This is a genomic window from Pseudomonas sp. B21-054, from assembly GCF_026016345.1.
GTDB lineage: Bacteria > Pseudomonadota > Gammaproteobacteria > Pseudomonadales > Pseudomonadaceae > Aquipseudomonas.
Genome location: NZ_CP087204.1, coordinates 2,936,523 through 2,949,994 on the forward strand (window position 1 = coordinate 2,936,523; position 13,472 = coordinate 2,949,994).

The 13,472-nt window shown below is 62.0% G+C and carries 12 protein-coding genes; 5 read left to right on the plus strand and 7 right to left on the minus strand.

Annotated features, from left to right (window positions below):
* Positions 1–358: 358 nt before the first annotated feature.
* The 3 genes from LOY70_RS13250 to LOY70_RS13260 are packed head-to-tail and all read left to right on the plus strand — an operon-like array spanning position 359 to position 3,259.
* Positions 359–2,374: a ribonucleoside triphosphate reductase gene (locus LOY70_RS13250; RefSeq protein ID WP_265037334.1), complete on the plus strand. Its 2,016-nt coding sequence runs from the start codon at positions 359–361 to the stop codon at positions 2,372–2,374.
* Positions 2,375–2,405: 31 nt separating this feature from the next.
* On the plus strand, positions 2,406–2,567 hold the full coding sequence (gene nrdD, locus LOY70_RS13255; RefSeq protein ID WP_003202433.1) for an anaerobic ribonucleoside-triphosphate reductase: 162 nt from the start codon (positions 2,406–2,408) through the stop codon (positions 2,565–2,567).
* Positions 2,564–3,259 (plus strand): anaerobic ribonucleoside-triphosphate reductase activating protein, encoded by a 696-nt coding sequence (locus tag LOY70_RS13260; protein ID WP_265037342.1) that lies wholly within the window; start codon positions 2,564–2,566, stop codon positions 3,257–3,259. The genes nrdD and LOY70_RS13260 overlap by 4 nt, the downstream gene beginning before the upstream one ends.
* A 136-nt stretch (positions 3,260–3,395) precedes the next feature.
* Here LOY70_RS13260 and LOY70_RS13265 read toward each other — a convergent pair whose 3' ends face one another.
* Genes LOY70_RS13265 through LOY70_RS13280 form a run of 4 tightly spaced genes read right to left on the minus strand, consistent with a single transcriptional unit; the run spans position 3,396 to position 6,523 of the window.
* Positions 3,396–4,763 (minus strand): 4Fe-4S binding protein, encoded by a 1,368-nt coding sequence (locus LOY70_RS13265; RefSeq protein WP_265037344.1) that lies wholly within the window; start codon positions 4,761–4,763, stop codon positions 3,396–3,398.
* The gene (locus tag LOY70_RS13270; protein WP_265037346.1) at positions 4,751–5,605 is read right to left on the minus strand and encodes an FTR1 family iron permease; all 855 of its coding nucleotides are present in this window, start codon (positions 5,603–5,605) and stop codon (positions 4,751–4,753) included. Before LOY70_RS13270 ends, LOY70_RS13265 begins: the two co-directional genes overlap by 13 nt.
* A 22-nt stretch (positions 5,606–5,627) precedes the next feature.
* A complete protein-coding gene (locus tag LOY70_RS13275; RefSeq protein WP_265037348.1) occupies positions 5,628–5,990 on the minus strand; it encodes a cupredoxin domain-containing protein in 363 nt (120 codons plus the stop codon).
* Positions 5,991–5,992: 2 nt separating this feature from the next.
* Entirely contained in the window at positions 5,993–6,523 is a 531-nt protein-coding gene (locus LOY70_RS13280; RefSeq protein WP_265037350.1) for an iron transporter, read from the minus strand.
* 202 nt (positions 6,524–6,725) lie between these two features.
* On the opposite strand from LOY70_RS13280, the gene LOY70_RS13285 reads away from it, so the two are divergent.
* Positions 6,726–6,953, plus strand: coding sequence for a DUF3079 domain-containing protein (locus LOY70_RS13285; protein WP_265037352.1), 228 nt, complete (start codon positions 6,726–6,728; stop codon positions 6,951–6,953).
* A 159-nt stretch (positions 6,954–7,112) separates the two neighbouring features.
* Here LOY70_RS13285 and LOY70_RS13290 read toward each other — a convergent pair whose 3' ends face one another.
* From LOY70_RS13290 to LOY70_RS13300, 3 genes are all read right to left on the minus strand, one after another.
* A complete protein-coding gene (locus tag LOY70_RS13290) occupies positions 7,113–8,852 on the minus strand; it encodes a dipeptidase (RefSeq protein WP_265037354.1) in 1,740 nt (579 codons plus the stop codon).
* A 287-nt stretch (positions 8,853–9,139) separates the two neighbouring features.
* Complete coding sequence (locus LOY70_RS13295; protein WP_265037356.1) at positions 9,140–11,140, minus strand: peptidase U32 family protein; 2,001 nt, start codon at positions 11,138–11,140, stop codon at positions 9,140–9,142.
* 118 nt (positions 11,141–11,258) lie between these two features.
* On the minus strand, positions 11,259–12,827 hold the full coding sequence (locus LOY70_RS13300) for a sensor domain-containing diguanylate cyclase (protein WP_265037358.1): 1,569 nt from the start codon (positions 12,825–12,827) through the stop codon (positions 11,259–11,261).
* Positions 12,828–12,952: 125 nt separating this feature from the next.
* On the opposite strand from LOY70_RS13300, the gene LOY70_RS13305 reads away from it, so the two are divergent.
* Positions 12,953–13,411 carry a metallophosphoesterase family protein gene (locus tag LOY70_RS13305; RefSeq protein ID WP_072404281.1) on the plus strand — a complete coding sequence of 153 codons (459 nt, stop codon included), beginning with the start codon at positions 12,953–12,955 and terminating at the stop codon, positions 13,409–13,411.
* Positions 13,412–13,472 lie beyond the last annotated feature (61 nt).

Here is a 13,472-nt window from a genome sequence, read left to right on the forward strand (position 1 = left end):
TGCTCGCGAAGGCGGCCTGCCAGCCGACCTATTTCTTGCGGTCGTACTCCGATCCAACTGTGGGAGCGAGCTTGCTCGCGAAGGCGGCCAGCCAGCCGACCTATTTCTTGCGGTCGTACTCCGATCCAACTGTGGGAGCGAGCTTGCTCGCGAAGACGGCCTGCCAGCCGACCTATTTCCCCCGGCCGTACCCAGATCCCCATTGTGCAAGGCGCATTGAAGATCCCTTCCAAGCAGGTTGGCCGTCGCCCCCGATTCTTGATATCGATCAATTGCAACTCGATCATTTGGCCGTACTCTCCACTGCATATTGTGTTTTTACAAATTAAAAAGCCTATATGTAGTGTCTGGAGCCAAAATGCAGAGCACGTTGATCTCAGTAGGGTGTAACCGCTTGCACAAGCGCGATGGCAGTGTGGTCGCCTTTGATGCGGACAAGATCCGCCAGGCGCTGATCGCCGCCGGCAAGGCCACTGGTGAGTACGCCGAAGCCGAGGCCGAAGGGTTGCTTGAGGCGGTATTGGCGCGGCTGGAAGGGCAGACGCGGTTGAACGTCGAGCAGATCCAGGACCGCGTCGAGCGCGTTCTGATGGACGCCGGGTATTTCCTGTCCATGCGCGCCTACATCGTCTATCGCGAGCAACACGGACGCCTGCGTCGGGATCGTCGTACGCTGGTGGAAGTCGCCACTTCGATGAACGAATACCTGGACCGCGAAGACTGGCGTGTGCAGGCCAACGCCAACCAGGGCTATTCCCTCGGCGGGCTGATCCTCAACGTATCGGGCAAGGTCACCGCCAATTACTGGCTCGACGAAGTCTACAGCCAGGCCATCGGCGAGGCGCACCGCGAGGCCGATCTGCATATCCACGACCTGGACATGCTCGCCGGTTACTGTGCCGGTTGGTCCTTGCGCACCCTGTTGCACGAAGGCCTCAACGGCGTGCCAGGGCGGGTCGAGGCCGGGCCGCCCAAGCACTTGAGCAGCGCCCTGGGGCAGATGGTGAATTTCCTCGGCACCCTGCAGAACGAATGGGCCGGGGCCCAGGCGTTCAGCTCGTTCGACACGTACCTGGCGCCCTATGTGCGCAAGGACAAGCTCAGCTATGGCGAGGTTCGCCAGTCGTTGCAGGAGTTCATCTATAACCTCAACGTGCCGTCGCGCTGGGGCACGCAAACCCCCTTCACCAACCTCACCTTCGATTGGGTCTGCCCAGAGGATTTGCGCGAACAGATCCCGGTGATCGGCGGCGAAGAGATGCCGTTCGCCTACGGTGATTTGCAAGTGGAAATGGAGCTGATCAACCGCGCCTACATCGAGGTGATGCAGGCCGGTGATGCGAAAGGGCGGGTGTTCACCTTCCCGATCCCGACCTACAACATCACCCATGATTTCCCGTGGGACAGCGAGAACGCCGACCGGCTGTTCGAAATGACCGCCCGTTATGGCCTGCCGTATTTCCAGAACTTCCTCAATTCGGACATGCAGCCCAACCAGGTGCGCTCGATGTGCTGTCGCCTGCAACTGGACGTGCGCGAGCTGCTCAAGCGCGGCGGCGGTTTGTTCGGTTCGGCGGAGCAGACCGGGTCCCTGGGCGTGGTGACGATCAACTGCGCGCGCCTGGGCTACTTGTACAAAGGCGACACCAGTGCGTTGCTGCAACGCCTCGATGCCTTGATGGAACTGGCGATGGAGAGCCTGGAGGTCAAGCGCAAGGTCATCCAGCATCACATGGATGCCGGTTTGTACCCCTACACCAAGCGCTACCTGGGCACCCTGCGCAATCACTTCTCCACCATCGGCTTGAATGGCCTGCACGAAATGCTGCGCAATTTCACCGACGACCAGCAGGGCATGCACACCGAGCAGGGCCGGGCGTTCGCCCTGAAGCTGCTGGATCACGTGCGGGCCACGCTGCTGCGTTTCCAGGAAGAAACCGGCCACCTCTACAACCTGGAAGCCACGCCTGCCGAAGGCACCACTTACCGTTTCGCCAAGGAAGACCTCAAGCGCTATCCCGATATCTTGCAGGCCGGCAGTCCGGTCGCTCCGTACTACACCAACTCTTCGCAGCTGCCGGTGGGTTTCACCGACGATCCATTCGAAGCCCTGGAGTTGCAGGATGAACTGCAATGCAAATACACCGGCGGCACCGTGTTGCACCTGTACATGGCCGAGCAGATTTCCTCGACCCAGGCTTGCAAGCAACTGGTGCGCAAGGCCCTGGGCCGTTTCCGCCTGCCGTACCTGACCATCACGCCGACCTTTTCCATCTGCCCGGTGCACGGCTACCTGGCCGGCGAACACGAGTTTTGCCCGAAATGCGACGAGGCCTTGCTGCTGCAACAGCAGTTGGCCGGCAGCGTCCACTGATCCGATCCATCGACCGCAAGGAGCTTCACCCATGAATGCATCACAAAGCCTTCCACAAGCACAGCGTCAACGTTGCGAAGTCTGGACCCGCGTGATGGGTTATCACCGCCCGGTGGCAGCCTTCAACCCGGGCAAGCAGTCCGAGCACCGCGAACGCGTGCACTTCACCGAACGCGCGGCCGGGCGTCCATGAGTCGAGTGCTACGGGTCGGGGGCATGGTGCCCCTGACCACCCTCGATTATCCGGGCCAACTGGCGTGCGTATTGTTTTGCCAGGGATGCGCCTGGCGTTGTCGTTATTGCCATAACCCGCAACTGATCCCGCCACGCGGCAGCGAGGAGGTGGAGTGGTGTCGGGTCTTGGCGTTCTTGCAACGTCGTCAGGACCTGCTCGACGCCGTGGTTTTCAGCGGTGGCGAACCGACCTTGCAGGACGGCCTGGCGCCAGCGATGGAGGAGGTGCGGCAGATGGGGTTTCGCATCGGCCTGCACAGCGCCGGTATCAAGCCGGCGGCCTTCGCCAAAGTGGTCGGCCTGGCCGACTGGGTCGGCTTCGACATCAAGGCCTTGCCCGAAGATGCCCTGGACGTGACCCGGGTCGAAGGCAGCGGCGCTGCCAACTGGCGCAGCCTCGACCATCTGTTGGCCAGCGGCGTGGACTATGAATGCCGCACTACCGTGCACTGGCATCTGTTCAACCCCGAACGCCTGCTGACCCTGGCCCGACGCTTGAGCGAGCGGGGCGTCACCCGGTTTGCCGTGCAACTGGTGCGCACGGCGCGGATGCTCGACCCGCATCTTTCCAGTGTCTCGGCACACGCCTTGCAACCGGAGCTTTGGGCAGCGATGCGCGAGTTGTTCCCTTCGTTCGTGTTGCGCAGTTGAGGCGTCGCAGGTTTGAGTGGCTGCCCGCCAAACCCCTGTGGGAGCGAGCTTGCTCGCGATAGCGGTGGGTCAGCTGCAGTGATGTTGGCTGTGCCGGCGTCATCGCGAGCAAGCTCGCTCCCACAGGTTTGGCGTGTCACCACCCCCAAAACTGCAACCACCACCCATACCCCACCAAACCGCTGGCCACTATCAGGCAGGCCATGACAGCCAGTCGCTGAACGGGCGATGGCGCCATCTGCTCCAGGCGCCTCCAACCCAGCCACAGGCTCCAGGCCATCGCCGCCACCAACAGCCCGGCCCGAGCCGGCTGCACCCATTCCAGCAACAGCCCTTCATAGCGCAGCAACTTGACGGTGGTGGCCGACAGGCCGAGGAACAGTCCCGCACCGCCAAGGGGCGTCAGGGTGATGGCTAGGGGCAAATATTCTGTGGGACTGCCCGCGAGTCGTGCTGCCAGACGCATCAGCAGCATCAGCGAAGTCCCCAGCAGTAGGGCACTCATGCCCAAATAGGCGACGATGCAAAAGCCATCGAGCCAGCTGAAGCTGTCATTGAGTTGCGGGTAGTGTGTCAGTAACCACCAGGGCGCATTATCTTGCAGCGGCCAGAGCAGGTCGTGTGCCACCAGCCATTGGGCCAGTGCCTGCTTCAGGGCGATGAACCAGGGGCTGACGGTCCATTGAAAGGCCCCCATGGCCAGGCCGATGACGCCGAACAGCAGCAGGCGCACATCCCAGGGCGAGAGCGTGGTGGGCGTTGACTGAAGGATTTCCTGGTTGCTGGAGCGGGCGATCAGGCGCACCGCATCGCGCTGGCCGCTGCAGCGACCACAGGCGTGGCAATCGGCGGCGCCGCGCATTCGGCGGATGTCCAGCAAGGGCGCGCAGTTGGGTGCGGGGCGACGCGGCGCAGGGTTTTCCAGCCAGCGTTGTTCGTCTACTTGAAAGTGCATCGGTGCCAGGCGGGCGAGGAGGGAGAAGACGCCACTGACCGGGCACAGATAACGGCACCACACTCGCTTGCCACGGGCGAACAGCAGGCCAACGATCACTGCCGCGACGGTCGAGCCACCCAGGATCAGTAGCGCCGCCTGGGCATAGTCGTAGACGCTGATGAGCTGGCCATAAATCGTCGTCAGGCAGAACGCCAGGGTCGGCCAGCCGGCCCAGCGCACGCTTCTTGGCACACCCAGGCCTTTGCCGTAGCGACTGGCCCATTCACTCAAGGCGCCTTCGGGGCACAGCACGCCACACCAGAGCCGACCGAACAGCACGATCGAGAGCAACACGAACGGCCACCATAGGCCCCAGAACAGGAACTGCGCCAGCAGCGTGAGGTTGTCGAACAGGTGCGCCTGACTGCTGGGCAATGGCAAGAGGGCGGGTATCACCAGCAGCACCGCGTAGAACAGCACCACCGCCCATTGCACGGCACGAATGGTTGCGCCGTGGCGCCGCATGCCGTCGCCCAGGCGCTGGAGCCAGGGGTTCAGGTGGGGCATGGCAGGTTTTCCGCCTTGCGTGGCCGCAGCCATCCAGCGACGGTCAGCCAATAGCCTATCCACACCAGCAGCGTCAGCGCGCTGGGGCTGGCGCGATACCCGGCGAAATCGGCGAGGAAACCGCCCAGGCCGTGGCCGTCGTCCAGCATCGCGCTGCTGTTCCACAGTGCATCGCCGATGCCGCGGTATACCGGCTCGGGCCAATCCATCGCGAGCAATTGCCCGCCGACCCGCTCGATGCCGCTGACCAGCAACGCCGCACCCAACAGCAGCAGGATCGCTTCGCTGATGGCGAAGAAACGCGGCCAGGAGATGAACCGCCGACTGCCGTGCAACAAGGAAACGGTCAACAGCGCCAGCACCAGGCCAGCGATTGCACCCACGGCGAACAGGCCCAGTGACGGCCCTTGCAAGCGGGCGCCGGCGCCGTACAGGAAGACCACGGTTTCACTGCCTTCGCGGCTGACCGCCAGCAATGCCAGCACCATCAGGCCCAGGCCACCCTGGCGGTCCAGGCGCTGGTCGGCTTGGCGCGACAGGTCCTGCTTCAGTGTCCCCGCGTTGCGGTGCATCCAGCCGACCATTTGCATGATCAACAGACTCGCGATCAACGCCAACGAAGCCTGGAACCATTCATTGGCGCTGCCGCTCATGGCTTCGCCGGCCAGCAGGATCAAACCGGCCAATACGCCCGACAACAGCAAGCCGAGCAGTGCGCCGCTCCAGATGTAGCGCAGCAGCTGGCTGGCCTGTGGCTGTCGGCTGACCCAGGCCTGGAGAATCCCGATCACCAACAACGCCTCGACGCTTTCGCGCCAGACAATAAACATCGATTGAGTCATGCAAACGCCTCCTGCTGGACGATTACTGGGCGAGGATGCCGCCCTCGGGCAGTTGCGGATTGAATTCATCGAAAAACGGATAGTGCCCAGGCTGCAGCGGGTGGATCACGACAAAGGTGGTGACGCCGGGCGACAGCACTTTTTCGACCCGCAGGGGCGTGCTTTCGAATTCCGCAGGGCCTTCACCGATATTCTTCAGCACGATCTTGAAACGCTGGCCGGCCGGGACCTCCAACAGCGGCGGGATGAAATGCCCGTCGCGCATGCTCAGCTCATAAGTCGGCAGCTGGGCATGGGCGATGGAAGGCAAGATCAAACCGGCCAACATCCACCAGGCCAGGCGTCGATGGCGCGTGACAGGCCGTGCGCGGGTTGGACGATTCATCCTCAATACCCGCCTTTTTTACCGATCCCGGCGTAGACGAATTCGTAATGCAGTTCGCAGCGCTCGAACCAAGGGGCCACGCCGGTTTCCTTGTCGGTGTGACGACCGAGGGAGCCGTGACCGCCGGGTGGGAGGACGGTGAAGGTCAGTTGGTATTTGCCGGGGCCGAGCAGCTTCACGTTGTCGCCATAGTGCGGCCCGTCATTGGCGACCATGGCATGGAAGTCCCCCTTGAGTTCGGTGTCGTTACCTTGTTTCTTCAGTTGGAAGGACACGTTGAGGTAGGGCACGAAGCTGCCTTCCTGGAAGCCTTGCTTGTTGTCCGCCGTGGCGCGGATGTCGGCCTCCAGGTGCACGTCGGAATCGGCCGTGGCCCGCATCATGCCGGCCGGGGCCATTTCGATCGGTTGCAGATACACCGCGCCGACCTCCAGCCCTGGACACATTTGTGGTTCACCGATGGGGTATTCCTTGGCCTGGGCCAGGGGTGCGAGAAACAGCAGGGCGAGAGACAGAGGGGCAAGCGTGCGCATGATGACTTCCTGGACAACTAAGAGATGGCCGAGTCTAGGAGGCATCGCTGCGAATAATAATGATTCTTGTCAATTTTCAGCGTGAATTCCCGAACAGTGAACATCGGCTCATCCAGGCACGGTTGTTCTTGATCGGAATCAAGGGGGATGTCGCGATGATGCGGTAGGGTACGGGCACACCCATCTGTTATGCGGGGTCGTCATGGCAAAGCCTTTTCCCATCAGTCCCAAACATCCCGAGCGCATTTGCTGGGGCTGTGATCGTTACTGTCCGACCACGGCCTTGGCCTGTGGTAACGGTGCCGATCGAACGATGCACCCGGCCGAGATGATCGGAGAGGATTGGTACCTGCATGGTGATTGGGGGCTGGAGCTGGTCGATATTACCGCCAAGGTCATCGATCCAAGTGCAACTTACCTGAAGGAATAAAGTGGCCCTGTGGCGAGGGGATTTATCCCCGCTCGGTTACGCAGCAACCGCAAAATCCTGGGACTGCTGCGCAGTCCAGCGGGGCGGTGCGACGTTTCGCTAAATCCCCTCGCCACATTAGAACCCACAAACCTCGATGGCTTTCCCGAGCAGGAATACTTACAACTTCGGCATCTGCCCAATCCGCCCCATCATCTCGGTCACGATCTGCAGGTCCAGCAGGAACTGCTCGACCGTCTTGAACTCGTTGTCGTTATGACCGGTGTACTTGACGTCGGGCATGGCCAGGCCGAACTGCACGCCATTGGGCAAGTCATGGACCGAGGTGGCGCCGGCGGAGGTGCCGTACTTGTGTTCCATGCCCAGGTTTTCGGTGGACACGGCCAAAAGCGCCTTGACCCATTCACCCTCGGGGTTGCGGTACATCGGCTCATCGATGGAGTAATCGAAGGCCACGGCGACGTGGGATTTCTTGCTCCAGGCGGCCAATTTATCGGCAATGTCAGTCTTGAGCGCTTCTGTGGACTTGCCGACCGGGACTCGTAGATTGACCGCAAGCTTGAAGGTCTTTTCATCCATGCCGACATAGGTCAGGGAGGCGGTCAGCGGGCCCATGAAGGCATCGGAAAAGCCAATCCCCAATTGTTTGCCCAAATAGTCCAGGCCCCAGTTCTCGGCGGCGTAACGGGCGGCGTCGGTGATGTGGTTGTGCTTGAGCGCGACCTTGCCGTCGAGGCCGTTGATGAAATCCAGCATCCTGGCGACTGGGTTGACGCCTGACTCGGGCTCGGAGGAGTGCGCAGAAACGCCGGTGAAGGTCAGTTGCACATCCTTGCCGACGACCTTGGAGGCCACTTCGAAATTTCCGCCATTGCGCTTGGCGTAGTCCGTACCGGCCTTGAGCAGGCTGGCGGCCAGTTCGGCCGGCTTGTCGCTGGCAAAGGTGGCAACCGACGTCGACGGAATCTGGTTGGTGGCCAGGCCGCCGGTCAGTGCGGTGATTTCGGCGCCCTGACCCTGGGCGTCACGTCGGGCGAAGTTCGCCATGACGGTGCCGTAGCCTTTCTCGGCAATCACCACGGGGTAGCCGCCATCCAGCGCCAGGTTGTAGTTGGGCGTCGGGTTGCGTTCGAAATAATAGGGGATCGCGTCGCCAGTGGTTTCCTCAGTGGTGTCCACCAGCAACTTGAAATTCCTCGCCAGCGGCAGCTTCTCTTCCTTGATGATCTTCATGGCATAGAGCGCCACCACGATGCCGTTCTTATCGTCTTCGGTGCCCCGGCCATACATGCGATCGCCCACCAGGGTGACCTTGAACGGATCGAGCCGGGTGCCGTCTTTCAATACCCAGTTTTCCGGCGTCACCGGCACCACATCGGCATGGGCGTGAATGCCCACGACTTCGTCACCGCTGCCTTCGAGGGAAATCTCATAGACGCGGTTGTCGATGTTGCGGAAGTTCAGGTGGAAAGACTCGGCCAGGCTTTTGATCTTGTCGGCGATCTTGAGGAATTCCGGGTTCTCGTGCTGGGCAACGCCGTCCTTGCGAAAGGTCGGAATGGCCACAAGCTCCTTCAACGTCTCGGTGGCCGCTTTGCCGTATTTCACTCGGGCGTAGAGGCCCAGCAGGCGATGGATTTCGTTCTGCTGTTCAGCCGACAGGGTCTTGTTGTCGAGGAAGGCGTTGATGGCCGGGCCGAGGTTGGCGGTTTTGGCGAGATCACTTTTGGATACTTCTCCCAGGAACTGCCGGAAGTCGGTGACGGAGGTGTCGGAGAAGGTTTTGACGATGGTCGCGCTTTGTTGTGCGGTGATATTGGCGTTGGCCGACATCGCGAATGACGACAGGCTGGACAGTACGAGGGTGGCAACGGCAAGACGCTTGAACGGGAAGTTCATGGTGGCAGGCATTCCTTTGCAGGGAAGAAGTGTTGTTTGATGAAACAATCACTTACAACCTAACACCATGGATGCGCGGCGGGGGAGCCCTTGAACAGAATTTGTCGCCCGGAAAAGCGAAAACGGCGCAGAAATGAAAAATCCATTCCAACCACCTGATATTCATTGTGGGAGCGAGCTTGCTCGCGATAGCGGTGGGTCAGCTGGCATCCATGCTGATCCTGTTGACGCCATCGCGAGCAAGCTCGCTCCCACAGGGATCTGCGTTGCTCCCAGGCCTTGCGGACTCAGTGCGGTGCGCGAGGAATCGTCTTGAGCAGGTCTTCAGGGCTGATGTACCCGACAACCGGCTCGGCCTTGCTGCCCGGCAGCGGCAGGTCAAGGATGTGGCCCTTGATCTTGCCTACCACATGCATCTCGCAGGGTTTGCAGTCGAATTTCAACGTCAGCACTTCATCACCGTGGATCAGCTGCATCGGGGCGACTTTGGTGCGTACGCCGGTGACGCCCTTGGCCTGCTTGGGGCAGAGGTTGAACGAGAAGCGCAGGCAGTGCTTGGTGATCATCACCGGCACTTCGCCGGTTTCCTCGTGGGCCTCGAAGGCTGCGTCGATCAGCTTGACGCCGTGGCGGTGGTAGAAGTCCCGGGCCTTCTGGTTGTACACGTTGGCGAGGAACGACAGGTGCGACTCCGGGTACACCGGCGGCGGGTTGGTCTCGGCCTTGCGGCCACCGCGAGGGTGAGCGGCAATGCGGGCGGCGGTCAGGGCTTCGATGACTTCACGACGCAACGCCTTGAGCTGCGAATTGGGAATGAAGTACGCCTGGGGCGCGTCGAGCTGGGTCGATGTGGCGTGGTACTCGGTCGTGCCCAGTTGCCCGAGCAGGTCCTGTAACTGCTCCAAGGCTTGTTCCGGCTTGTTCGCAAGCCCGAACGGCCCGTCCAGGGCGACGCTGGCGCTGACGCCTTCCTCACTGGTGGCGGTCAGTTCCAGGCGCTCTTCGCGCAGGCGAGCGCTCCAGGCCAGGCCCACGCGGCGCTCCGAGGAGGTCTTGAGCAGCGCTTGCTGCCAGTTGTGGTCCAGGTTGCGGCTCAGTGGATGATTAGGGCGCAACTGGTACATGCCGGCCGGCATCTCATTGGGCTCGACACGGTAGCGGTAACGCTTCTGGCCGTCCTCTTCGAATTCGCCCTTGGGCTCGGCGATGTTGGCCCGAAAACCGACCACTTCACGCTTGACCAGCACGTTGAGGCCGTCGCCGTTGGACAGCGGGTCAAAGGTCACCACTTGCATGTCGCGCTTGCCGACTTTTTCCACCACGCCCACCGGCACACCGGTGAAGGTCGGCGAATCGAAGGCGCCGATATCGATCTTGCGCTCGCTGACGAAATAGTCGGTGCTGCCACGGTGGAAGGTCTTGTCCGGATCGGGCACGAAGAAGTGCGCGGTGCGGCCGCTGGACGCGCGGGCCAGGTCCGGGCGGTCTTCGAGGACATCGTCCAGGCGCTGGCGGTAATAGGCGGTGATGTTCTTCACATAGCCCATGTCCTTGTAGCGGCCTTCGATCTTGAACGAGCGCACGCCGGCTTCCACCAGGGCACGGATGTTGGCGCTCTGGTTGTTGTCCTTCATCGACAGCAGGTGTTTTTCATAGGCGACCACCCGACCCTGGTCGTCCTTGAGGGTGTAGGGCAGGCGACAGGCCTGGGAGCAGTCGCCACGGTTGGCGCTGCGGCCATTCTGGGCATGGGAGATGTTGCATTGGCCGGAAAACGCCACGCACAGCGCACCGTGAATGAAGAACTCGATGGCCGCTTCGGTCTCGTCGGCGATGGCGCGGATTTCCTGCAGGTTCAACTCGCGGGCCAACACCAGTTGCGAGAAACCGGCCTGGTCGAGGAACTTGGCCCGGGCCAGGGTACGAATGTCGGTCTGGGTGCTGGCGTGCAGCTCGATGGGCGGGATGTCCAGCTCCATCACCCCGAGGTCCTGGACGATCAGCGCATCGACACCGGCATCGTACAGCTGGTGGATCAGCTGGCGGGCCGGTTCCAGTTCGTTGTCGTGCAGGATGGTGTTGATCGTGGTGAACACCCGGGCGTGGTAACGATGGGCGAACTCCACCAGCCGGGCGATATCGGCCACTTCGTTGCAGGCATTGTGGCGCGCGCCGAAACTCGGGCCACCGATGTATACGGCGTCGGCGCCATGCAGGATGGCCTCGCGGGCGATGGTCACGTCGCGGGCGGGGCTGAGCAATTCCAGATGATGTTTGGGCAAGGACATTTATTTTTAGTCAGGCTGGTCACGGTCGAAGTGCGCATTGTAGCCGCCAGGCGCGTGGCCGGCACCTGTGGACTTGGGTTTGCACGATCCTGACCGATGCGCGGCGCTCCCGCGGGGTTCACCCCGGCGTCGAGTCGGCGCTGCACCAGCGGTTTCGCCCGGTGTTCTTGGCCAGGTACAAGAAGGCATCGGCGGCCCTGATCAGCATGGCCGGGGTGACGTCCTCGCCGCTCGGCTGGCAGGTGGTGACGCCCGCGCTGATGGTCACGATGCCCAAGGGATGGTCGCCATGTTCAATGTTCAAGGCCCTGACCGCTTCGAGTATTTGCTGCACGACCTTGGTGGCGCCGGCGCTGTCGGTGTTTGGCAGCAGCACGGTGAACTCTTCACCGCCGTAGCGGACCGCCAGGTCGCCCGGCCGTTTGATGGTCTGCCTGAGCGCGGCTGCAATCGCCCGCAGGCAATCGTCCCCGGCGGCATGGCCGTATCTGTCGTTGAAACGCTTGAAGTAATCGACGTCGAGCATGATCAGGGCCAGGGACGAACCCTGGCGCCTGGCCAGGCGGATCTCATCGGCCAGGGCAATGTCCAGCCGCCTGCGGTTGCCCAGCCCGGTCAGGCTGTCGGTCAGCGCCATGTCGCGCATGGCCTGGTGGGCGCTGCGAATCTGCTTCTCCATGGCCATGCGGTAGCGCAGTTGGCTCAACACGATGAGCCCGAAGCCCACCAGTATCGCGATCAGGAAAATCAGCACCAGACCGGTCTTCAACAGGTCGCGGCGCCAGGGCGCGATGATCGATTCGCGGGACAAGCCGGCTTCCACCACCAGCGGGTAAGTGGTCAGGGCCCGGTAGCCGTACAGGCGCTCGGTGTCGTCGACGACGGCCTTGGCTTCGGCAACCCCTTGGTTGGAGGTGGGTAAATGTTCCCTGAAAATCACGCTGTTGACCAGGCTCTTGCCAATCACCGAAGCGACGAAGGGACGTCGGACCAGGATCGTTCCGCTGCGCTTGGCCAGGACCAGCGCGCCTTTGCCATCGATTTTGAAGTCGCCGTAGTAGTCGACGAAATAGCTCACCTTCACGGTCCCCAGCAATACGCCGGCAAACGAGCCATCGGGGTTGTTCAGGCGGCGGGAAATGGGAATGATCAGGTCGTTGGTGGAACGGCTCTTGACGACGTCGCCGATGCGCACGCCTCGATCCTCGTGGGTGCGGTGGTATTGGAAGTAGTCGCGGTCGGCGTTGTTCGCCATTTCCGGGATCGTCTCCTTGTCCGTCACCAGCCATTGGCCGTCCGGGCCATAGATAAACAACCCGTGCAGTTGCGGCATGATGGCGGCCTGCTGCACCAATAGCTTATGGATGCGGGGGATATCCATGTTCTGCAGGCCATCGCCCTCCACCCGTTCGGCAAGGGCGGCGGTGACCACATCCACTTGTCGAATGGTGTCTTCAGCGTGCTGGGCCGTCGCCCGCGCCAGGTTCGTCACTGAATCCCGGGCAGATGCAAAAGCGGCACGATAGTCGCGCCACGTCCGCCAGCCTTCGACGGCCAGGAAGGCCACAACCACCACCAGCATGAAGCTCACGGTGAGCCGCAACGCCGCTCCGGCCTGGGTGGTCTGGGGGGAGAAGGCCTCATCGGGGCTTTCGAGATTGGGCTCTGGCTGCTTGCGTCCGAGCATTGACGTATCCTTTCCACGACGGGTCTGCACCTTTCACGGCGCAGCCTATCCTATTCGAATTCAGCATGTTAACTGACTGCGACGAGGCAGGCACAAGCGGCGGCACACGATTGGAGAAAGGTTTCATGAAAGTCGGCGTCATTTCCGATACCCACGGCCTACTGCGCCCCGAAGCGCTTGCCGCGCTGCAAGGCTGTGAGCGGATCATTCATGCCGGTGATATCGGCAGCCCGGAAATCCTCGACGTCCTGGCATCCATCGGCGAACTGCACGTGGTGCGCGGCAACAACGATCTGCAGGCCGAGTGGGCAGGGCACCTTGCCGATTGCCTGCAATTCGACCTGGGGGGATGGCCGGTGCTGCTGGTCCATGACATCGCGGATGTGCCGGCGCCACTCGACCCGGGCGTGAGACTGGTGATCACCGGCCATTCCCATAAACCGCTGATCGAGTGGCGTGGCGAGCGGCTCTACCTCAACCCCGGCAGCGCCGGCCGGCGACGGTTCAAGTTGCCGGTGACGTTGGCGCTGGTTGAGGTGGAGGCCGGCGCGATCGAGCCGCGGATCGTTCAATTAGTGGAATGACCGCTATCGCGAGCAAGTTCGCTCCCACAGGGGAATCGGCGTCGAGCACACATTTCGGGCC

Excerpts from the sequence above, each read along its gene's own strand:
- nrdD (WP_003202433.1), top strand. The coding sequence starts at position 2,406 with ATGAATGCATCACAAAGCCTTCCACAAGCACAGCGTCAACGTTGCGAA.
- LOY70_RS13280 (WP_265037350.1), bottom strand. The coding sequence starts at position 6,523 with ATGCGCACGCTTGCCCCTCTGTCTCTCGCCCTGCTGTTTCTCGCACCC.
- LOY70_RS13285 (WP_265037352.1), top strand. The coding sequence starts at position 6,726 with ATGGCAAAGCCTTTTCCCATCAGTCCCAAACATCCCGAGCGCATTTGC.
- LOY70_RS13290 (WP_265037354.1), bottom strand. The coding sequence starts at position 8,852 with ATGAACTTCCCGTTCAAGCGTCTTGCCGTTGCCACCCTCGTACTGTCC.
- LOY70_RS13270 (WP_265037346.1), bottom strand. The coding sequence starts at position 5,605 with ATGACTCAATCGATGTTTATTGTCTGGCGCGAAAGCGTCGAGGCGTTG.
- LOY70_RS13300 (WP_265037358.1), bottom strand. The coding sequence starts at position 12,827 with ATGCTCGGACGCAAGCAGCCAGAGCCCAATCTCGAAAGCCCCGATGAG.
- LOY70_RS13265 (WP_265037344.1), bottom strand. The coding sequence starts at position 4,763 with ATGCCCCACCTGAACCCCTGGCTCCAGCGCCTGGGCGACGGCATGCGG.
- LOY70_RS13250 (WP_265037334.1), top strand. The coding sequence starts at position 359 with ATGCAGAGCACGTTGATCTCAGTAGGGTGTAACCGCTTGCACAAGCGC.
- LOY70_RS13275 (WP_265037348.1), bottom strand. The coding sequence starts at position 5,990 with ATGAATCGTCCAACCCGCGCACGGCCTGTCACGCGCCATCGACGCCTG.
- LOY70_RS13260 (WP_265037342.1), top strand. The coding sequence starts at position 2,564 with ATGAGTCGAGTGCTACGGGTCGGGGGCATGGTGCCCCTGACCACCCTC.
- LOY70_RS13305 (WP_072404281.1), top strand. The coding sequence starts at position 12,953 with ATGAAAGTCGGCGTCATTTCCGATACCCACGGCCTACTGCGCCCCGAA.
- LOY70_RS13295 (WP_265037356.1), bottom strand. The coding sequence starts at position 11,140 with ATGTCCTTGCCCAAACATCATCTGGAATTGCTCAGCCCCGCCCGCGAC.